The following is a 19,083-nucleotide window of genomic DNA, read 5'->3' as shown; positions in this document are numbered from 1 at the left end:
AATTCAGGTCTTTGTGTGGTCTGGTACGTCTTCGACCTGCTCAACCGCGTGGGTGGCCCAAAGCTCATCCTCACCCGCATCTGGCAGATCATCGGGCTTTTCATGGCGATGAATATGCCATTTGGCAATGAACAGGGCCGTGATCGGCGCAGTCAGGAACAGGAAAAGGGTGATCAGCAGCTCGTGCAGGGAAATATGCTGCTCGATTACTGCCGAATGAAAGATCGACGCCAGCAGCACACCACCCACACCTAACGTCGTCGCTTTGGTTGGCGCATGAAGACGCGACATCGGGTCCTTCAACTTTATCATCCCGTACGAGCCGACAAAACCGAAGATGCCGGAAACAATCAGAAAGAAGGCGACTAGAAACTCGATTATGAACATTGGGGCGCCCTCACTCAATGATATTGCCGCGCAGCATAAAGCGCGCATAGGCCACGGTTGAGACAAAACCTAGCATGGCGATGATCATGGCAGCCTCGAAAAAGATCTCGGTCCCCAGAGCCAGCCCGTACAGGATCATCAGCGCAATTGTGTTGATGACCATCGTGTCCAGCGCCAGAACACGTGTGCCCACACCCTCGGCCGAGATGATCCGATACAGGCACAGCATGATGGCCGCCCCGAAACAGGCGAAGGCAAACCAGATCGCAATCTCGATCATTCGAAAATCTCCTTCAGACGGCGCTCATAGCGTTGTTTGATCTGGTCGCGCACCTCATCCACGTTGGGCGCATCCAGGCAGTGAACCAGCAGGTTGTGGCCTTGCGCCGACAGATCGCAACTGACCGTTCCGGGGGTCATGGTGATGGTTCCGGCCAATACAGTGATCGCTTCGGGGGTGCGCAGTTCAAGTGGGATACAGACCCAGTTGGGCTGTCGGTCGGCATCGCGTTTGAACAGGATGATACGGGCCACGGTGATATTGGCCATCACGATATCCCACAGCACCACCAGCATATACTCGATGATCATCGGCCAGTTTCGCAGTTTGGGTCTGTCGGGCCAGTAGGGCTGAGTAATGAAGGGAATGATAATCCCAAGCAGCAACCCGAACACCAGAGAGTTCAGCGAAGGCGAATTCGCCAGAAGCATCCACACCAGCGTCAGCAGGATCGTCAGATGCGGGTGGGGGAATATTCGATGCAGAAGTCTCATTATTCCTCTCCCCCCAGAACGGCTGAGATGTAGTTTTCGGGTGTGAACAACTGTTCGGCTGTTTTGCCAGCGTAAGTCAGGGCAGGGCCCGCGAACAAGGTCAGCATCACAAGCCCCATTACCATGCCAAAAATGGCGGTGAAGGCCAGTCCGGGGTTTGGTTCGGGTGCGGGCAGGGCTGGTGCTTCCTCGTCATCTTCCAACTCGGGCGCCGGGTTGTGTTGTGCGTCATGGCTTTTCCAGAAGATCAGCGTGCCTGCGCGCGCCAACCCGACGATCGTCACGAACGACCCGATCAGGATCACTGCCCAGATTGCGTTTGCATCCGGTGCGTCGCGCGCCGCATCCAGCACTAGGAGCTTGCCGATGAAACCCGACAGTGGGGGCATTCCCGCCATCGCGATTGCCCCAACAAAGAACAGGGCCGAGACCAGCCCGCTTTGCGCCATCGGGGCCGTTGGCGCGATGGCCCCGCCCCGGCGTTCCATCACTAGGTCAGCCACCAGGAACATCAGCGCCGTGGCAAGGGTCGAATGAAAGATGTAGTACAGCGCGGCAGTTGTGGCCGTTTCGGTAAACAGTGAAATTGCGATCAACAATGTGCCCATTGATGCGATGGCACAAAAGGCCGTCATCCGTGCTATGTGCTGCGAGCCCAGAATACCAATGGCACCCACGGCCAGCGTTAGAAGCGCGGCAGGTTGCAGCCAGTCGCCCAGCAATCCTTGCGTTACAGCCACATCGGGCCCAAAGACCAGCGTATCGACGCGTAGGATTGAATAGGCACCCACCTTGGTCATGATCGCAAACAGTGCGGCGACGGGCAAAGGTGCATTGGCGTAACTGGCAGGCAACCAGAAATGCAGTGGCAAGACGGCCGCCTTGATACAAAAGACCAACAGCAACAAAACCGCTCCAACCCGCAATAGGGCGGTATCCTCGGGCGGAATTTCGGCGACTCGAACAGCCAGATCGGCCATGTTAAGCGTTCCGGTCACGGCATAAAGCGTGCCGAGCGCAAACAGGAACAAGGTCGAGCCCAACAGGTTATAGGCCACATATTGCACCCCGGCCTTCAGCCGGACCGACCCGCCCCCATGCGTCATCAAGCCGTAGGAAGCGATCAGCAGCACCTCGAAGAAAACGAACAGGTTGAAGGCATCGCCCGTCAGGAAGGCACCGCAGACGCCCATGAGCTGAAAGTGGAACAGCGCGTGAAAGTGCTTGCCCCTGTCGTCCCACCCGGACGCAATAGCGTATAGCACAATGGGCAAGGCGAGCAGGGCGGTCAGCAAGACCATCATCGCAGACAGGCGGTCTAGCACCAGCACGATGCCGAAGGGCGCAGGCCAATCGCCCAGCTCATAAACCAGAATATCGCCACCTGCGGCCTGCGCGGTGATGGTCAGGGCAATCCCCAGCAACGCCACTACACCGGCGACCGAGAAGATGCGCTGCAGGTCCAGGTGATATCGCAGGACCATGATGATGAACGGGGCCAGGATCGCGGGCAGGACGATCGGCGCTACGATCCAGTGGTTCATGCATCTTCTCCCGCGCCGTCGACGCTGTCTTGTGCGATCATGTCGATATGGTCATCCTTCGACGACAGATAAGCGGACAGCGCGATCATTACGATCACCGCCGTCATACCAAAGGAAATCACGATGGCCGTCAGCACCAGCGCTTGTGGCAACGGGTCGGTATAAGGAACCTCTTCGTATTTGTTCAGAACCGCAGGCGCATCCAGCGCCAGCCGCCCGGTGGCGAACAGGAACACGTTCACCGCGTAGGTGATCAGCGACAGCCCCAGAATGACAGGGAATGTGCGGCGGCGCAGGATCAGGAAAATCCCGGCGGCGGTCATGATGCCTACGGCTGAGGCTACGAGCGCTTCCATCAGGCCTGCTCCTTCTTATCTTCGTCTTTCGAGTCGTCCCGTAGCGGGTTGATATCCATCGGGAACTCTTGCGCCATGCCCGGCTGCCACGCGAACCGCGACAGGCTGTCCAGCGCCAGCATCACCGCACCCAGCACGGCCAGGAACACGCCGGTGTCAAACAGGATGGCGGTGGCCCATTCGAACTCTTCCAGGGGTGGCCAATGGAGATAGCCGAAGTCGCTGGTCAGGAACGGGCGTTCGTTGAACCATGCTCCGATCCCGGTGGCGGCAGCGATCAGAACACCCCAGCCGATGGTGCCGTGATAGTAGAACCGCTGTCGTTCGATGGCCCATGTGTAGCCACTGGCCATGTATTGCATCAGGAAGGCAATCGCGACGATCAGACCGGCAATGAACCCGCCCCCAGGCTGGTTGTGACCGCGGAAAAAGATGTAGGCCCCAACCATCAGGGCAATCGGCATCATCACGCGGGTTGCCACAACCATCATCAGCGGATGTGAATCCCCTGATTGCGGCCAGTGCGGCTTGCGGTTCAACAGATAGCTGCGGACGTTGGTGCCCAGAACGGCCTCGGTCAGGGCAAAGATGATCAGGGCGGCGATGCCCAGAACGATGATCTCGCCAAAGGTATCAAAGCCCCGGAAGTCCACCAGGATCACGTTGACCACGTTGGTACCGCCACCGCCTTTGTACGAGTTGGCCAAGTGGAACTCGGAAATCGTGGGAAAGGCAAAATCCCGCAGCATCAGCGCATAGATCAGTGCGCCGGTGCCAAGGCCGGCCACCACTGAGATCGCCGCATCCCGCCAGCGTCGCGCCGCGCTGCTGTCCCACGGTGTATCCGTGGGCAGGAAGTTCAGCGACAGGAGCAACAGGATCATCGTCACCACCTCGACCGAGATCTGAGTCAACGCCAGATCCGGGGCCGAAAGATAGTTGAACGCCATCGAAACGATCAGGCCTACGACGCCGATCAGCACCAGCGACAGCAGACGATTGCGGTGGAACCACATGATCGCCAGCGTCGCGCCCACCAGGCAAGTCCAGCCGATGAACGGAATGATCTGAATGGGCAGGGGCTCGCGCGTTTCGGGGCCTATCGTGCCGGTTGAATAGGCGTAGTAGCCAAGCCCGACGGTGAACGCGACAAGGATGATGGCGTACCGGCTGATCACACCATTATGTAATGTGTCGGTGATCCAGCGGCTGAGTGCGGTAAACGCGCCGATGACTGCCTCGAAGATGACCTTCGCTTCGGGGCGGGGCAGGGCGTTCCACAGCTGTTCGCCACGACGGTGTAGCGCCAGCAGGAATAGACCGCCTAATGTGGCTACGGCCGACATGTAAAGCGCGGGCGTAAAGCCATGCCAGAGCTTCAGTGAGTAGTAGGGCAGCTTCTCTCCGCCGATTACGGCGCTGGATACTACCGCGACCAGAGGCCCAACGAGCGCGGCCGAATTCAGACCGATCAGCACGACCAGCACCACAAGGAAGGCCGGGGCCAGCCACATACCGACAGGCGGATCATGCGGGTGGTGCGGATAATCGTTGCGCTGCGGGCCAAGGAAGACATGTCCGACAAAGCGGAAGGAATAGGCAGCCGAGAACAGTGCCGCCAGCAGCGCCAAACCCGGTACCAGATAGTGCGAGTGCAGCCAGGTGGTGTGGACTGTCTCCTCAAGCATCATTTCTTTGGACAGGAAGCCATTCAGCGGAGGCAGACCGGCCATGGACAGCGCGGCAATCGTTCCGATGGTAAATGTAATCGGCATCAACTGACGCAACCCGCCCAGACGTTTGATGTCTCGGGTTCCGGTTTCGTGGTCCACGATCCCGGCGGTCATGAACAGAGCGCATTTGAAAGTGGCGTGATTGATAATGTGGAATATCGCCGCCACAGCTGCGATCTTGGTGCCAAAGCCCAGCAGCATCGTCACCAAACCCAGATGCGACACGGTCGAAAACGCCAGCAGTGCCTTAAGATCGTCTTTGAACAAGGCAATGCAGGCCCCGATCAACATGGTCACCAAACCTGTGGTCGCCACGATATAAAACCACGCATCCGTTCCTGCCAAAACCGGCCACATCCGGGCCATAAGGAACAACCCGGCCTTCACCATCGTGGCTGAATGCAGATAGGCAGAAACCGGCGTCGGCGCGGCCATCGCATGCGGAAGCCAGAAATGGAACGGGAACTGCGCCGACTTGGTGAAACAGCCCAGCAGGATCAGGACCAGCGCGGGCATGTAATACGGTGAGGCTTGGATCAGCTCTTTGTTCTGCAGGATGACGCTTAGGTCATATGAGCCCACGATATTGCCCAGAATCAGCATCCCCGCGATCATCGCCAACCCGCCACCGCCGGTTACGGCCAGCGCCATGCGCGCGCCCTGACGTCCCTCGGGCAGATGTTTCCAATACCCGATCAGAAGGAATGAACTTAGTGATGTAAGTTCCCAGAAAATAAGTAAAAGAAGGATGTTGTCGGACAGGACGATCCCAACCATCGCGCCCTGAAACAACAAAAGGTAGGTATAGAACTGCCCCATTGGATCTTCGCGCGACAGATAGAACCTCGCATAGAGGATGATCAGCAAGCCGATCCCCAGGATCAGCAGGGCAAACAAGAACCCAAGACCGTCCAGCATGAAATTCGCGTTCAGCCCCAGCGCCGGTATCCAGTCGAACCGCGCCGTGACAACCTCTCCGCGCATGACGGACGGGATGTGGATCAACAGCCCCATAAGTGCCAGAAAGGTGGTCAGCCCGGCGGCTGATGCTGCTGCGTTTCGTCCTGCCCGGATCAGAAGGGCTGGGAAAACAGCTCCGAGGAAGGGAAGGGCCGCGATGAGGAATAGGGACAAGTGCGATACTCCGATCTGGGCGGTCAAATGTAGTACTGGTTTTTAAGGATAATTTTCTAACTGTCCAGCTATTGCAAGTTTTACCCGCAGTCCTAGCGCCATCGATTGGGGTGCGAAACAATGACGCGATCTTGATCTGCCGGTTGAAATTCAACGCGGATTCGAAATTCGGGCTGTGATAAGCACATCCCATCGGATCAGGAGGGAGCTGCGTGGCAGACAAAACAAACCGAACACGCCGATGGGTTCTGTTGGGCGGTGGCGCCGCCATTGTTGCTGGCTTTGCTGTTCGGGAATATCGCTTGATCCCGCAAGATTATGCGGGTGACAGGCTGAGTGTTCAGGACGCGCATCAGCAAGCGGTGTCTGGGGATGTGTTGTTGGTCGACATTCGCACGCCGCGGGAATGGCAGACCACGGGCGTTGGCCAGGGGGCGCATCCGTTGGATATGCGCCGCGATGATTTTGAACAGGCGCTGGCACAGCTGACCGGTGGTGATCGGAACGCGCCTGTTGCATTGATTTGCGCGCGTGGGGTCAGGTCGGCTCGACTGAGCAACAGATTGACCGAGGCAGGGTTCACAAACATCATTGATGTGCCTGAGGGAATGCTGGGGTCCGCCGCAGGGCCGGGATGGGTACGGGCCGGTTTGCCGGTTGAACACAATACAGGAGAGACAGGATGATCCGGGCATTCACCTTGGCAGCGGGTTTGATATTCGCCGGGCAGGCGGGGTTGGCGGCCTGTGCCGATCAGGAAAGCGTGTGTGAGACGGCCTCGGGTGGGTACCACATCGAATTGCCCGAGGCGGATAGCCCACCATTGGTTGTCTTTCTGCATGGCTATGGGGGTTCGGCTACCGGTACTTTGAAAAACCGCAGCATGGTCGAGCCTTTGCTGGCGCGCGGTTATGCGGTCATGGCCCCCGAGGGGTCAGAACGAAATGGCCGCCAAAGCTGGAACTTCTTTCCAGGTTGGGAGGGGCGGGATGAAGCCGCCTTTCTGACCGAAGCGGTACAGGATGCCTCGGACCGTTTCGGTGTGGATGCGGATCGCGTGGTTCTGGGCGGTTTCTCGGCCGGGGCGTTCATGGTGTATTACCTGGCCTGCGCGGCACCCGATACGTTTTCGGCCTATGTACCGGTGTCTGGCGGTTTCTGGCGACCGCATCCCGAAAGCTGCGAAGGCCCGGTACGGATGTTCCACACCCACGGCTGGACCGACAATGTGGTGCCGTTAGAAGGACGCATTCTGGGCGGTGGCCGGTTCCATCAAGGCGATATCTTTGCCGGGCTGGAAATCTGGCGGGTTGCCAATGAATGCGTCGATACCAAGCCCACCGGTTTTTCAACCACCGGTCAGTTCATGCGACGCAGATGGAGCGGGTGTGCCGAAGGCGGCATGCTGGAATTCGCGCTGTTTCCCGGTGGCCACTCAGTGCCCAAGGGTTGGGCGGACATGATGGTGGACTGGTACGAAGGCCTGCCGGGCGGCTAATCACTCGGCAGGGGTCATGACCGTCTTACCCTCGATCAGGCGCTTCAGCTCGTTCCGATGACGCCGGGCGGATCGCGTGATGGCGGGCTCGTGAAAATCCTCTTTCATCCCGACCATGCGCCGCGCGGTACCAGCTGACACACCGCTGAGTGCGGAGAGAGGGATCGCCAGCGCAAGGCTGATGGCAATCGGGGCCAGCCAGATCGACACCAGACCGGACAGGATGCCCACACTCAGTGCGATGCCACTGATGGTTTCCAGCATGTGGCACAAGATCAGCGTTTGCAGGCTATAGCTGCCACCATCCCGCGCCTGCGGGGACCAACCTTTTTGCAGACCAAGCGCCGTCCGGAATACTGCGATCATCTGTTGCACCATCAGGATCGGAGCGTAAAGGATCGACAGGATGACCTCGGCCAGAAACGACGTCAGGAATTTGGAACCGCCGCCGAAATCCGCATAGCGCACTCCGCTGAGGGGCAGCGCCAGTACGCCCAGCACCTTGGGGGCCAGCAACATCGCATACATCACCAGAATGATCAGCACATGGCGGGTTTCCGACATCTCGGGCCATTGCGGGAACAGCGGGTTGTCGGGGCTGAAATAATGCAGGACCGAGGCATCCTCGCCCTGACCGATCAGCGCCCACATCACCAGCAAGGCGAACCACAACGGCGACATTAGATAGCCCACCGCCCCGTGGAACATGTGGAACCGCGACACTGCCCGGAACCCGGCAGACCCCAGCAGCTTCAGGTGCTGCAGGTTGCCCTGGCACCAGCGACGGTCGCGCAGCGCATGGTCGATCAGTGTGGGCGGTGTTTCCTCGTACGAGCCGCGGATGCGCGGCAGGAACCGCACGCCCCAACCGGCGCGACGCATCAGACCGGCCTCGACGAAATCGTGGCTCATGATCAGTTTTTCCTGACCATTCAGGCTGAGCAGTTTCGGTAGACCAGCGCAATTGGCGAAGGCCTTGGTGCGGATAATCGCGTTGTGACCCCAATAGTTGCCCTCTTGCCCGCACCAGCGCGCCAGACCTTCGGCGAATGCAATGCCATACACGCCGTTGGCAAACTGCTGCATCCGGGCAAAGACCGATTGCGCGCCGATCAGTTGCGGATAACTTTGGATCAGGCCCGCGCCAGAATCGCGCGCCAGTGAATCCGTCAGGCGCAGGATGGCACGGCCCGTCATCAGACTGTCGGCATCCAGCACCAACATCGCATCCCAATCCGCGCCCCAACGGCTGACCCAGTCGGCGATGTTACCGACCTTGCGGTCCGTGTTTTCTTCGCGACGGCGGTAATACAGTTCCAGACCCGGGGCCAGCGTCGTTCGCAGCGCCTCGATACTGGCCTGTTCCTGTGCTGCGATCTCGGGGTCGCGGGTGTCTGACAGGATGAACATGGCATAGTAGTGTTGACCACCCCGCGCCTGCAAATCCTCGAGCATCGTGCGGGCATTGCCCAGCACGTTCCACGGCACCTCGTTATAAACCGGCATCAACAGTGCCACGCGCAAGGGCTGTGGACGGCCCTCGCGTTTGGGCTGTTCCTGCCGCGACAGGGAAACCATGCCTAGCAGCACGGTACAGACCGTGAAGGAAATCCAGAAGAAGTTGAACGAGATCAGCGACAGCAGGATGGCTTCGATCAGGTTGATCCCTTCGGCCCCAAACCAGTCGCTCATTACCCACAGCAGGCCTAAAGTCGCGGCCATCGCAGGCGAAAACGCCAAGGCGCGCCAGAACCCGGCTGAGGGTCGCTGACCCTCGGGCACTTGCGCGTCACGGAAGCCCGCGCTGAAATCTTGCGCGGGCATGGCCAGCGGTGCCTCGGGCGGCATGATATGCAAGTCTTCGGTCATACGGTCCAACGGTAGAGCCAGACCTCAGAGGCAGGCTGTTTGTCTTTCAGCAACTGCGCGCGCAGTTCCACGTGGTTCCTGTCACCCGGCTGGAAGGAAAAGGCTAGTCGCAGCCCGCCGGTATCGGGGTTGCGTTGCAGCACACCCTCGGATGTTTCGGCGTGGGGTGAGTTGACAAAGATCGTCATCGCATCGGGGTCTTCGAACAACTCAGAGGGTTCAAAATCGATGACGGCCAGGCGCCCTTCTCCAAAGGTGTTTTCACCCATCGCGGTGTTGATCACGCGCGGCATCGGCGTGCGCTGCGGCTCGTCCCCCCAGATCAGACGGTAGGACAGGTCGACCTGGCTGCCCGCTCCATAAGGCTCCATCGGGCGCCAATAGGCGACGATGTTGTCATAGATTTCCTGATCTGCCGGTATCTCAACCAGCGTTACAGTACCTTTGCCCCAGTCGCCCTTCGGTTCGACCCAAAGGCCGGGGCGTTTGTGGTAATTCGCCTCAAGATCCGCATAGTCCGAGAACTCGCGTTTCCGCTGCATCAGGCCGAACCCGCGTGGGTTCATGTCAACGAAGGACGAAATCTGCAGGCGCGTCGGGTTTGCCAACGGTCGCCACAAAACTTCTCCGGCACCGTTGCGGATCAGCAGACCGTCGCTGTCGTGGACGGCGGGGCGGAAATCGTCGAACCGGCTGTGGTTGGTCTGGTCGAACAGGAACATCGAAGTGCCCGGCGCGATTCCTACATGTGTTAGCTCTTCGCGCGGGAACAGGGTGGCCTCGATATCCATGACGCAATCCGCGCCTGCGGTGACATTGAATCGGTAGGCACCGGTCACGCTGGGGCTGTCCATCAGCGCGTGAACCACCATGTCACGCTGGCCGGGTTTTGGGCGCTCCAGCCAGAAGCGGATGAATTCGGGGAATTCCTCACCATCCGGATCGCCGGTTTTCAGCGCCAGACCGCGGGCGGACAGGCCATACACCTCGTGCAGGCCGATGGCGCGGAAATAGCTGGCACCCTGCCAGACGCAGAACTCGTCGGTTTTGCCGGGGCGGTGCATCTCGGTGCGTAGGCGCAAACCGGAAAAGCCCAGCGTGTCGTCGATCGGAAGTTCAGGCACATCCTCGGATTTGTCGAACATACTCAGATCAAACGCGACCGGCGTTGCGAAACCACCCTCGACCGTCGACACCTTGACGGTGCGCGGGAAGTATAAGCCGGGTGTGAAGAAATCGACGTTAAAGGGCGTCTCGGTTTCAAACCACAGCGCCCGGTCCAGGCGGAACCGGATCGAGCGGTATTGCTGATAGGTCAGGTCCTGCCATTCCTGCGGCACCATCTCGCGTTCGGCATAGGGGCGGCTGGCCAGATCGCGGGCCATCGCGATGACATCATTGCGGTCAAAGGGGGTTTCCCCGCCGGTGGCAAATGTGGCAGGCGCAAAGGCAAGCGCCGAAGTCGAGGCCAGAAATGCACGACGTGTAAAATTCATTTCTTTGACTTCCAAGGTTGTAATTTGAACCAAGCGGCCATGTATGCCACCCCGATGATCATCGCAAAGCCAATCATGTTAGCGATGAACACACTGGCAACATCCCGCCCACTCAGGTCCAGTCCGACGCCGATAAGCCGTGCTGCTGCCATGGAAAAAACGAATACTGCCAGCGATTGCTGCCCGACTTTGGTGATCACGGTCAGCAGGAATTGCCAAATTTTGGCCGCCGCGCCGTGACCGGTGGCGATCAGGCGATGGCCGTGTTCTCCCGCAACGACCCAGCCCAGATAGGCCAGCGACAGGAAGTGCAGATACCGGAACAGGCCAAAATCGGTCTTGTCGCGGAACTCTTTAGTAACGGGCCAAACTTTTCGGATTTCGTCGGCCAGATCGGGGGCTGCTGCGTTGATCCAGGTGAACACTTTCCATGAGCCAAACGGCATCGAGAAGATCAGGAACAGCGCCGCTGCCCAGATCAGCGTTTTCGAGACCGGGGGGGCGGGAATCCAGCCGCGCATGAATGCAAAGCCGGTGAAGAACAGCAATTGCCAACCGAAGGGGTTGAAGAACCACTGTCGATCCGACCACGGCTCGGCCGGCAAGTCCAGAACGTCGGTCTGCGCCACGAGCCACAGCGTGACTGAGGCCAAGGCAACCGCCCAGAACCCAATCCGCGACAGGCCCATGACCAGCGGCATCATCGCCAAAACCACCAGATACATCGGCAGGATATCGAAGTAATTAGGCACGTAGGTCAGGGTGAACAGCCCGACAATCTGCGGCGCAGGATCGTTAAAGAAATGCTGCAGATTCAGCGAAGAGATATAGTTTTTCTCGAACAATCCGCTTTCATTCAGCGCGGCCATGGACATGGCGACAAAGAAGAACAGTGCGATATGTGCCCAGTAGACTTGCCAGATGCGGAACGCCACGCGGGCGGTGCCCAACCACCAGCCCTTGCGCAGGAACGCCCCGCCAAAAGCGATGGCCGAGGCCATGCCGGAACAGAACACGAAAATTTCGGTCGCGTCGGAAAAGCCAAACCGCGCGGGGATCCATTTGGCCCAGGGGTCATTGGGGATATGTGCGATCAGGATGATGAACATCGCGATGCCGCGGTAAAAATCCAGGCGCGGATCACGCACACGGGCAGGGGCGGCCGCCGAGGCGGCCACAGGCGCAAAATCAGAAGCGGGCGATGCAGTCGCCATACGTGTTCTGTCCTTCTTGGTCTTTGTTTTTGTTATTCAGCCGGGACGCTTTGTGCGTCTCCGTTGTCGCGGGCCGCGTCGATCAATGCGCGGCGCGCAAGTGCGTAATTGTCCTCGCCTCCGGCCCGTTTGGCGCGGCGATCGTCCAAGATGCGCTCGACAGCATCCAGACGGCCCGCGCGCAGGCCCGAATCAATGGTGATGCGCTCGAATACATCACGTTGGGCGTGGCTGCCACCTACCAGTTGCATGCCATTGCGCGCGCTCGACAAAAAGTCGAATGCGGCGGCGTACTGCCCCTCACCAAAAGCCTCAAGCCCTTTGGAGGCTGCAATACCCGGGTCGGACATGCGGACCGGAGTATCGCCTTGATTGCGTTGCGCGTCTTTCTGGATGCGCTGCAACATCTTGCTGGTCGCTTCGTTGCGGTTGTCACCAGTCAATGCCAGCAGATAGTGAAGGTCGGCGAAGACCACGCAGCCATCCTCGGTCCGGGCCGCGCTGAGATCGGCCAGCTCTTCCCAGCGATTGCCTACGTCGACGCCTTCCAGCTCTAGGCGAGACAGCAGTGAGGTCGCGTTCGAGATATCGCGGTAATCGTCCGTTTTGTCCTGGCGAACGTGGGTATCGTACAGCTCCATCACTTGGTCGACCTGACCGAGGTCCAGGTGCATCAGTGCCTTGTGCCACCAGACGTGATAGCGGAAGTTGTTGCAATGGGTCCAAGCGTCCTCGCGTCCGGCCAACCAGTCCAGACCCAATTGCGCATTGCCCTGCATCTCGTGCACGTGGGCCACCGCATGCAGACCCCAGGCATCATCCGAAACCATCCAAAGGGCTTGGCGTCCGGCAATCTCGGCCTTTTGGTATTCGCCCGTTTCCTCCAACGCGAAAGCGTGACAGCCCAGAAGATAGCCACGCCCTGGGTGATCCGGTTCATAAGCGGCCAAGACCCGCTCGATTGACCGGCGCATACCGGTCGGGTCACCCAGAACGAACCGGGTTGCGTGGCTGAGTTTCATCGCCAGAGTATCCTGCGGATGGGAGCGCAGAATCTGCTCAAATTTTTGAATCGCCTGCGAGGGCAGATCTTCCAGATACAGGCCAAGCGCCTCGACATACATGCGCTCACGTTCAGAGATCGGTTGCCGTTCCATCGCGGCTTTGGCCTCTGACAGGGCCTCGACCGCGACCGCCGTCATCTCACGCCGGCCCAGCAGAACCATGAACAGCCCCTTGATGGCGTGACCCAGGGCAAAGTCGGGCTCAAGCTCCAGCACCTTGCCCAGATGTTGCGGAGTAATGGCCGCATGCGCCATGAACCCAAGCAGAACACCGTTCCACGCCTCGACGCTTGCCGAATGGCTGAGGGTGTTCATCTGTCCGAAAACATCCTGTTTCATGCGATTGGTCCGATCCAATTTTAATTTTCTACACTATTCGATGTAGCAGAGACTCTGACGGCGTCGTATCAGTATCGCCTCTGCTCTCGAATTGGTGAAAAGCCGTGTGTGTAAAACGTGAAAAAAACCGCCGATTCAACGGCATGTTTCAGCAACATGCCGCCGAAACGGACACAGTGTTTCAATCTTCGAATGGATTTTTGGCGTTCAAAACGGCCTGAGTGTCCGCCCCGAATTCGGGCGGGGCAGCGCGATAGGTGACCGGAGTGCGTGACAATTTCAGCGGATTCCCGATCAGCTGCACTGTCCCCGGTGCCGCCTGCATGGCGATCTGCATTTGCCGAGCCGCGACCTGATCCGAGGCAAAAACCTGATCCAAAGTCCGCACCGGGCCGACGGGTACTTTGCGGTCTTCCAGCTCGGCGATGACGGTGGCAGTGTCATGGGCTTGAACCGCCGGGAGCAGAACTGCGTTCAAAGCATCGCGATTTTCCAGGCGCGCCGGGTTGGTCGCAAAGCGCGGATCATTGGCCAGCTCGGGCCGCCCGATAAAGTCGCAGAAACGGCGGAACTGTCCGTCATTGCCCACGGCCAGAATCACATGGCCATCCGAAGTTTCGTAAACGTCATAAGGCACAATGTTGGGATGCCCGTTGCCCCGCCGTTGCGGAACATTGCCCGAGGTCAGGTAATTGACGCCCTCGTTGATCAGCCAGGCAACTTGTGAGTCGACCAATGCCAGGTCGATCTGCTGGCCTTCGCCGGTTTGATCCCGGTGGCGCAGAGCGGCTAGAATGCCAACGCAGGCATACATTCCGCACATCACATCAGCGATGCCAACACCCACCTTCATCGGTGCGCCTTCGGGGTCGCCGGTCAGCGACATGATCCCGCCATAACCTTGCGCCATCAGGTCATAGCCGGGCTTGGACGCATTCGGCCCGGTCTGGCCATAGCCCGAGATCGAGCAATAGACGAGGCTCGGGAACTCCGGCGATAGCGTGGCGTAATCCAGCCCGTATTTCGCCAGCCCGCCGGGTTTGAAATTCTCGATCAGGATATCGGCATGCGATGCCAGCCGTTTGATTTCAGCCTGGCCTTCGGGCGTAGTGATGTCGATGGCGACGGATTTCTTGTTGCGGTTGGCCGACATGAAATACGCACTCAGGTCCGAGCGGTTGCCCTGAGCGTCTTCAACGTAAGGAGGGCCCCATTGCCGGGTATCATCGCCGCCACTGGCCGGGTTTTCGATCTTGATGACGTTGGCGCCCAAATCGCCCAGCAGCTGCGTACAGGTTGGCCCAGCCAGAATGCGGCTGAGATCCAGCACCTTGACGCCTTTCAGCGGTCCCTCAGATCCGGCCATCATATCCTCCACGCTCGATTTCTGCAGCGATGACGGTAAAGCGGTCGGCTTTGACCGCCTGCTCCAGCGCCGACCGCAGTTCTGCGCGGTTGCGGACGGTATGTCCATAGCCACCAAAGGCTTGCCCCATGGCGGCAAAGTCGTGGCGGTCGAAATCCACGCCCATATTGCCCATCTGACGCTGGCGCTGTTTCAACTCGATCAGCGCAAGACTGGCGTCGACAAAGACCAGAAAAATCGGATTGCAGCCCATCTCGGCTGCGGTCGACAGCTCTCCGGCAACCATCAGAAAACCAGCATCGCCCGAGAAACTGATGACCGGGCGGTCAGGCTCAGCCAGTTTCAGGCCAATGGCCATCGGTACGGCGCAGCCCATGGTACACAGGGCCGAGGATTGGATCAGCCCGCGTTCTTCGTGGCACTCCCACATCTGGCTCAGCAGGATACGATGCGCGCCGCTGTCGGCGGTGGCCAGCGTATCAGCGGGCAGGGCGGCGCGAGATTCGGCGATCACGGCCGCCGGGCCCCAGTCATCATCCGCGGGGAAGGCCTGCGCCAGTGCGGCTTTAACCTGCGCGGGTTCACCACCCGGCCACGTCGCGCGGGCGGGGTTCCCCTTGGCGATGGCTTCTAGCGTGGCGCCCGTGTGGGCGACCAGATTCAACCCGGCTTGATGCATGTAATGATCGTTGACGACGGCCGAGATATCGATGACGCGCTTTTCCTCGGGGTCCCAGATCTCGCGCCAGCCAGGGCGCATTTCGATCGGGTCATACCCCAGACACAACACCAGATCGGATTGTTTGACCAACGGCACCAGATGCTTGTCGGCCAAGGGCGACAAACCTGCGCCGCCCAGGCACAATGGATGATCCTCGGGCACGACGCCCTTAGCTTTGTAGGTGGTCACGAAGGGGATGTTGAAATGTTCCAGAAACGCCTGCACCACATTGCGCGAGTCGTCATAAAGCACGTCCAGACCCACGATCGCGATGGGGCGTTCGGCCTCGGTCACCCAGCGGCGGGCTTTCTCAACACAGTTCCCTTCGGGCGCGACCGCAGCGGGTTTGACCAGACGGCGGCGTTTGCTCCCGGATACGCGCATATCCGCGACCGAGATCGGCACGTCAATATGAACCGGACCGGGGCGGGGCTGGTTGGCTAGTGATACCGCCTTGTCTGCGACCACATCTGCGCCCTGCGCCGTCAGTGTAAATGTTCCCTTGGTGATTGAGTGGTAAACCTGCGCGTGATCCATCACCTGATGGGTGTAGGTCAGCGCCTCATCCGCATCGACGCAGCCGGTCAGAACAATCATCGGCACCCGGTCCTGCAGCGCGTTGGCAACAACGTTGATTCCATTCATTGCGCCGGGGCCCAGTGTGGCCACCAGAATGGCAGGCGCGCCATCACGGTGGTGGACAGCCTCTGCCATGAAGCCGGCGGCGTTTTCGTGTTTGGTCAGGTGAAAGGTGATCCCAGCCTGTTCCAGAGCATCCACCAGCGTCAGAACCTCTCCGCCTGGCATGCCAAAAGCGTGGCGGCATCCGGCCTCGTATAGTCTTTGGGCCAAAAGGTCAGCCGCGCGGGGGGAGAGGTCCTGCATTCGTTATGCTCCGAAGTTTTCGTTGCTCAGCAGATTGCGGAGGACGTAGCCAGACGCAAGCAGGTTCACGTCAGTGTGACTATTTGGCTGCGGATTCCGCCACTGACTGAAACTTTGTGTCAAGTTCTTGGGCAATATCGAGCAAAGGCTCTCCGCCCTCGTACACATAGGGGGCAAAGACAAAGCTGGGCGTTTTGTAGGACAGGGTGGCGGTGCCGTCGTCGTTCTCAGTCACGTAAAAGCGAATCGGCGCTTCGATCATTGCACTGACAGAGGTTTCCAGAACGCGCACGGCATAGTCGTTGTTGAAGGCACCGATCACCAGATTGCCGGGTATAGTGATGCCACGGGCTGCAGCCGCCTTGGTCGGACCAGCCTGCGTGACCACGATCAACCCGTTTTCCTTCACCGCAGCCTTCGTATCCGCGACCAGTTCTTCATAGCTTTTGACGGTTGGATACACTGCCCAACCCGACAATGGTTCCTCGGCCCGGACAGGCAGGGCGAGAAGACAGAGCAAACCCAAAAGCGTGCGCATGACGGTGCCTCGTTCAATGTGACTGTCTGAGTGATGCCAGAAATTCGAGTTCCGCGCACGCACATTTCCGTGCGTATTCAGGATTGCGCCGACGTCCAGAAAGCCGCAGAAACATGCAAACCATCAAACACGAGGCCACACGTGGACCCGATACGCCTATTGATTTGCAGCAGTTGTGCGGGAACGCGTGACCGAGTGGCCGAGAGGCAGGCCGTGGATAACGCGCTGGTGCGTGCAGGGCTGAATGGTCGGGTCGTCATCTCTGATCACGCCTGTTTCAGTGGCTGCGCTGAGCCGACCGCATTGGCATTGCAGGCCGCAGGACGGGCGTCTTACGTGTTTTCGGGGGTCGATATCGTTACCGATGCCGAAGACATCGTCGCGACCTGCAAAGCCTATTTGGACAGTCCCGCAGGTTGGATCGAAGACGCCCGACCCTGCGGGCGACTTCGGATGTGTTTGCGCGCGCGGATACCGGCGCTTTAATCGACCTGAACGGTCACGGCAGCGCTGACCGGTACGTTGTCGACCGTCAGTGCGCTGTGGCTGTTTGCGTTCAGCGAAACCGAAACCTCGACCTCTCCCTTGGGAAGGTCGGGGATGTGTATCCAGTTGCCGTAGAGCCGGGCTAGTTTCTCGCCATTGATGTAAACATGCGCGTGGCCTTCGCCGTCTACGTCGGCTGTTGACGCGTTTTCCGGGGCAAACCGGAAATTCTGCGGCATGACGTGCAGGTTCCACCCGGCCATCGGGTCCTGGGTCAGCGCGATTGCAACACTGGGGGCGTCCGCCCCTGCGGGCAGGTTTACCGTGGTCGAATGGTCATGGGCCATCGCTTCGGCATGCGCGCCGCCGTGATGGGATGGATCGCCATGATCGTGGCCGTCAAACGTGACGCCATTGGCTGCCGCTAGCACAAAACCAGCACCACCACCGAACACAAGGCCGATTGCAAAAAGGGCAAGTGAGCGTGCCATTTTTTCTTTCCTTTAGGGCAAAAAGAAACGCGCCGGGCAGAACCCGGCGCGTCATTATATAAGAGGATCAGGCCGCTGCTTCGACGCGTTTGCCTTCGCTTTGCCAGAAATACCCGGCAAAGGCACCGACCAGAACCCAGGCCACCAGACCGATGCCAAAGGCGCGAGCGGCGAACAGAGCGCCGATCTCGGTCGGGACGGGGCCGGTGAACACATCCGGTTCGGGCGCACCGATCAGATGGGGTGCCAGCAACAGGGCTGCTGCGATCACATAGCTGATCAGGTTGCCGCCAAACGCAATCAACCACAGCGCAACAAGCGCAGCACCAACAGTGGCAAACCACCAGACCTGTCGGGCATAGACGTCAGCCGCCGCTACACCAGGCACCTCTGGTGCCAGGGTAAAGCCAGGCGCCAGATGAAAGGCGATGAACCCAGCCAGACCCCAAAGCACGCCGGTGCGGCCATCAATCGTGTGGCCCTGGCCTTCGGCCACGGACATCAGGGCAACCATCAGCAGCGCGTAACCGGTATAGGTCAGCATGGTGAAAATGACGCTCAGCGCGTCACGGGTCAGTTCCGAGAACATGCCCGGTAATTCGGGATGCGCCGAAACGGCTTCGGCTCCGAAGTGCACCAACTCGCCGGATTCGTACAGCTCCGCGTGCAACAAAACAGGTTGCACAAAGACCAACTGCAGCAAGGCGGCTATCAGCCCCGCTGCAGCACCAGCGAACAACGCGCTGGTCAGTATACGACTGAACATGGTCTTAGTGGCAGGGGAAGCCGGTCGCGTGGCGCACGTCGTGTGCTGCGTCATGCAGCGCCGCGGCCTGTACGTGACCGGTCAGGGTGATGATACCCAGACCCAGAACCACCGCGAACATGACCGGAAGGATACCAGCGCGCGAGGCGGATGCTGTTTGCGTTTGTGTTGCCATCTTTTATTCTCCTTTGCCGCCGCACCCGACGGCCGGTGTTTCAATTGTCGCCTGGCAGGTCTCCTGGCTTGCGGGTCGATGCCTCTGTTCGCCTTCCCCCTGAGAACAGGAGTGGCTGGTTGAACAGGGGCTCTCCGCTTACAGTCGCGGGGGCGGCTGTGGATTTGGCTGCCATGGCAGTCGCACCACATTCCCTCTTAGCATCCGGATGTCTCCGGCAGGACCAGACGCGTTCATTTAGCCTCTA

General features: G+C 59.4%; 19 protein-coding genes and 1 riboswitch. Of the genes, 3 read left to right on the top strand and 16 right to left on the bottom strand.

Annotated features, from left to right (window positions below; translation table 11 throughout):
- Positions 1-3: 3 nt before the first annotated feature.
- Genes ACR0M2_RS07945 through ACR0M2_RS07920 form a run of 6 tightly spaced genes read right to left on the bottom strand, consistent with a single transcriptional unit; the run spans position 4 to position 5,928 of the window.
- A complete protein-coding gene (locus ACR0M2_RS07945) occupies positions 4-387 on the bottom strand; it encodes a Na+/H+ antiporter subunit G (RefSeq protein WP_170349275.1) in 384 nt (127 codons plus the stop codon).
- A 10-nt stretch (positions 388-397) separates the two neighbouring features.
- Positions 398-667 carry a K+/H+ antiporter subunit F gene (locus tag ACR0M2_RS07940; protein WP_058282485.1) on the bottom strand — a complete coding sequence of 90 codons (270 nt, stop codon included), beginning with the start codon at positions 665-667 and terminating at the stop codon, positions 398-400.
- Positions 664-1,161, bottom strand: coding sequence for a Na+/H+ antiporter subunit E (locus ACR0M2_RS07935; RefSeq protein ID WP_170349274.1), 498 nt, complete (start codon positions 1,159-1,161; stop codon positions 664-666). The genes ACR0M2_RS07940 and ACR0M2_RS07935 overlap by 4 nt, the downstream gene beginning before the upstream one ends.
- On the bottom strand, positions 1,161-2,705 hold the full coding sequence (locus ACR0M2_RS07930) for a monovalent cation/H+ antiporter subunit D (protein WP_480704497.1): 1,545 nt from the start codon (positions 2,703-2,705) through the stop codon (positions 1,161-1,163). The genes ACR0M2_RS07935 and ACR0M2_RS07930 overlap by 1 nt, the downstream gene beginning before the upstream one ends.
- Positions 2,702-3,061 carry a Na+/H+ antiporter subunit C gene (locus tag ACR0M2_RS07925; protein WP_480704495.1) on the bottom strand — a complete coding sequence of 120 codons (360 nt, stop codon included), beginning with the start codon at positions 3,059-3,061 and terminating at the stop codon, positions 2,702-2,704. Before ACR0M2_RS07925 ends, ACR0M2_RS07930 begins: the two co-directional genes overlap by 4 nt.
- Entirely contained in the window at positions 3,061-5,928 is a 2,868-nt protein-coding gene (locus ACR0M2_RS07920; protein ID WP_480704493.1) for a monovalent cation/H+ antiporter subunit A, read from the bottom strand. Before ACR0M2_RS07920 ends, ACR0M2_RS07925 begins: the two co-directional genes overlap by 1 nt.
- A 212-nt stretch (positions 5,929-6,140) precedes the next feature.
- Here ACR0M2_RS07920 and ACR0M2_RS07915 point away from each other — a divergent pair, with 212 nt between their 5' ends.
- Both ACR0M2_RS07915 and ACR0M2_RS07910 read left to right on the top strand, forming a co-directional pair.
- Positions 6,141-6,614: a rhodanese-like domain-containing protein gene (locus ACR0M2_RS07915; protein ID WP_480637229.1), complete on the top strand. Its 474-nt coding sequence runs from the start codon at positions 6,141-6,143 to the stop codon at positions 6,612-6,614.
- Positions 6,611-7,426, top strand: coding sequence for a CE1 family esterase (locus ACR0M2_RS07910; RefSeq protein ID WP_480704491.1), 816 nt, complete (start codon positions 6,611-6,613; stop codon positions 7,424-7,426). The genes ACR0M2_RS07915 and ACR0M2_RS07910 overlap by 4 nt, the downstream gene beginning before the upstream one ends.
- Here ACR0M2_RS07910 and mdoH read toward each other — a convergent pair whose 3' ends face one another.
- From mdoH to ACR0M2_RS07875, 7 genes are all read right to left on the bottom strand, one after another.
- Positions 7,427-9,295 (bottom strand): glucans biosynthesis glucosyltransferase MdoH, encoded by a 1,869-nt coding sequence (gene mdoH, locus ACR0M2_RS07905; protein ID WP_480704489.1) that lies wholly within the window; start codon positions 9,293-9,295, stop codon positions 7,427-7,429.
- Positions 9,292-10,791: an OpgD/OpgG family glucan biosynthesis protein gene (locus ACR0M2_RS07900; RefSeq protein WP_480704487.1), complete on the bottom strand. Its 1,500-nt coding sequence runs from the start codon at positions 10,789-10,791 to the stop codon at positions 9,292-9,294. Before ACR0M2_RS07900 ends, mdoH begins: the two co-directional genes overlap by 4 nt.
- The gene (locus ACR0M2_RS07895) at positions 10,788-12,005 is read right to left on the bottom strand and encodes an OpgC family protein (RefSeq protein WP_480704485.1); all 1,218 of its coding nucleotides are present in this window, start codon (positions 12,003-12,005) and stop codon (positions 10,788-10,790) included. The genes ACR0M2_RS07900 and ACR0M2_RS07895 overlap by 4 nt, the downstream gene beginning before the upstream one ends.
- 32 nt (positions 12,006-12,037) lie before the next feature.
- Positions 12,038-13,408, bottom strand: coding sequence for a tetratricopeptide repeat protein (locus tag ACR0M2_RS07890; protein WP_170349265.1), 1,371 nt, complete (start codon positions 13,406-13,408; stop codon positions 12,038-12,040).
- Between the two features lie 181 nt (positions 13,409-13,589).
- Positions 13,590-14,774 (bottom strand): CaiB/BaiF CoA transferase family protein, encoded by a 1,185-nt coding sequence (locus ACR0M2_RS07885; protein ID WP_480704483.1) that lies wholly within the window; start codon positions 14,772-14,774, stop codon positions 13,590-13,592.
- Entirely contained in the window at positions 14,761-16,380 is a 1,620-nt protein-coding gene (locus ACR0M2_RS07880) for a thiamine pyrophosphate-binding protein (protein WP_480704481.1), read from the bottom strand. Before ACR0M2_RS07880 ends, ACR0M2_RS07885 begins: the two co-directional genes overlap by 14 nt.
- Positions 16,381-16,459: 79 nt before the next feature.
- Complete coding sequence (locus ACR0M2_RS07875; RefSeq protein ID WP_480704479.1) at positions 16,460-16,918, bottom strand: DUF302 domain-containing protein; 459 nt, start codon at positions 16,916-16,918, stop codon at positions 16,460-16,462.
- A gap of 141 nt (positions 16,919-17,059) precedes the next feature.
- Here ACR0M2_RS07875 and ACR0M2_RS07870 point away from each other — a divergent pair, with 141 nt between their 5' ends.
- Positions 17,060-17,404 (top strand): DUF1636 family protein, encoded by a 345-nt coding sequence (locus ACR0M2_RS07870; RefSeq protein WP_226688257.1) that lies wholly within the window; start codon positions 17,060-17,062, stop codon positions 17,402-17,404.
- Here ACR0M2_RS07870 and ACR0M2_RS07865 read toward each other — a convergent pair.
- From ACR0M2_RS07865 to ACR0M2_RS07855, 3 genes are all read right to left on the bottom strand, one after another.
- Positions 17,401-17,895, bottom strand: coding sequence for a hypothetical protein (locus ACR0M2_RS07865; protein ID WP_170359223.1), 495 nt, complete (start codon positions 17,893-17,895; stop codon positions 17,401-17,403). The genes ACR0M2_RS07870 and ACR0M2_RS07865 overlap by 4 nt on opposite strands.
- Positions 17,896-17,962: 67 nt before the next feature.
- Entirely contained in the window at positions 17,963-18,661 is a 699-nt protein-coding gene (locus tag ACR0M2_RS07860) for a CbtA family protein (protein WP_170359221.1), read from the bottom strand.
- A gap of 4 nt (positions 18,662-18,665) precedes the next feature.
- Positions 18,666-18,836 carry a CbtB domain-containing protein gene (locus ACR0M2_RS07855; protein WP_170349258.1) on the bottom strand — a complete coding sequence of 57 codons (171 nt, stop codon included), beginning with the start codon at positions 18,834-18,836 and terminating at the stop codon, positions 18,666-18,668.
- Positions 18,837-18,872: 36 nt separating this feature from the next.
- Positions 18,873-19,079, bottom strand: a riboswitch (cobalamin riboswitch).
- Between the last annotated feature and the right edge of the window lie 4 nt (positions 19,080-19,083).

The organism is Ruegeria sp. BE10, assembly GCF_056538905.1.
The sequence above is the reverse complement of the archived record's forward strand: the minus strand, read 5'-3'. Positions and strand labels throughout refer to the sequence as shown.

Excerpts from the sequence above, each read along its gene's own strand:
- ACR0M2_RS07945 (WP_170349275.1), bottom strand. The coding sequence starts at position 387 with ATGTTCATAATCGAGTTTCTAGTCGCCTTCTTTCTGATTGTTTCCGGC.
- ACR0M2_RS07940 (WP_058282485.1), bottom strand. The coding sequence starts at position 667 with ATGATCGAGATTGCGATCTGGTTTGCCTTCGCCTGTTTCGGGGCGGCC.
- ACR0M2_RS07935 (WP_170349274.1), bottom strand. The coding sequence starts at position 1,161 with ATGAGACTTCTGCATCGAATATTCCCCCACCCGCATCTGACGATCCTG.
- ACR0M2_RS07930 (WP_480704497.1), bottom strand. The coding sequence starts at position 2,705 with ATGAACCACTGGATCGTAGCGCCGATCGTCCTGCCCGCGATCCTGGCC.
- ACR0M2_RS07925 (WP_480704495.1), bottom strand. The coding sequence starts at position 3,061 with ATGGAAGCGCTCGTAGCCTCAGCCGTAGGCATCATGACCGCCGCCGGG.
- ACR0M2_RS07910 (WP_480704491.1), top strand. The coding sequence starts at position 6,611 with ATGATCCGGGCATTCACCTTGGCAGCGGGTTTGATATTCGCCGGGCAG.
- mdoH (WP_480704489.1), bottom strand. The coding sequence starts at position 9,295 with ATGACCGAAGACTTGCATATCATGCCGCCCGAGGCACCGCTGGCCATG.
- ACR0M2_RS07900 (WP_480704487.1), bottom strand. The coding sequence starts at position 10,791 with ATGAATTTTACACGTCGTGCATTTCTGGCCTCGACTTCGGCGCTTGCC.
- ACR0M2_RS07895 (WP_480704485.1), bottom strand. The coding sequence starts at position 12,005 with ATGGCGACTGCATCGCCCGCTTCTGATTTTGCGCCTGTGGCCGCCTCG.
- ACR0M2_RS07890 (WP_170349265.1), bottom strand. The coding sequence starts at position 13,408 with ATGAAACAGGATGTTTTCGGACAGATGAACACCCTCAGCCATTCGGCA.
- ACR0M2_RS07885 (WP_480704483.1), bottom strand. The coding sequence starts at position 14,774 with ATGGCCGGATCTGAGGGACCGCTGAAAGGCGTCAAGGTGCTGGATCTC.
- ACR0M2_RS07880 (WP_480704481.1), bottom strand. The coding sequence starts at position 16,380 with ATGCAGGACCTCTCCCCCCGCGCGGCTGACCTTTTGGCCCAAAGACTA.
- ACR0M2_RS07875 (WP_480704479.1), bottom strand. The coding sequence starts at position 16,918 with ATGCGCACGCTTTTGGGTTTGCTCTGTCTTCTCGCCCTGCCTGTCCGG.
- ACR0M2_RS07865 (WP_170359223.1), bottom strand. The coding sequence starts at position 17,895 with ATGGCACGCTCACTTGCCCTTTTTGCAATCGGCCTTGTGTTCGGTGGT.
- ACR0M2_RS07860 (WP_170359221.1), bottom strand. The coding sequence starts at position 18,661 with ATGTTCAGTCGTATACTGACCAGCGCGTTGTTCGCTGGTGCTGCAGCG.
- ACR0M2_RS07855 (WP_170349258.1), bottom strand. The coding sequence starts at position 18,836 with ATGGCAACACAAACGCAAACAGCATCCGCCTCGCGCGCTGGTATCCTT.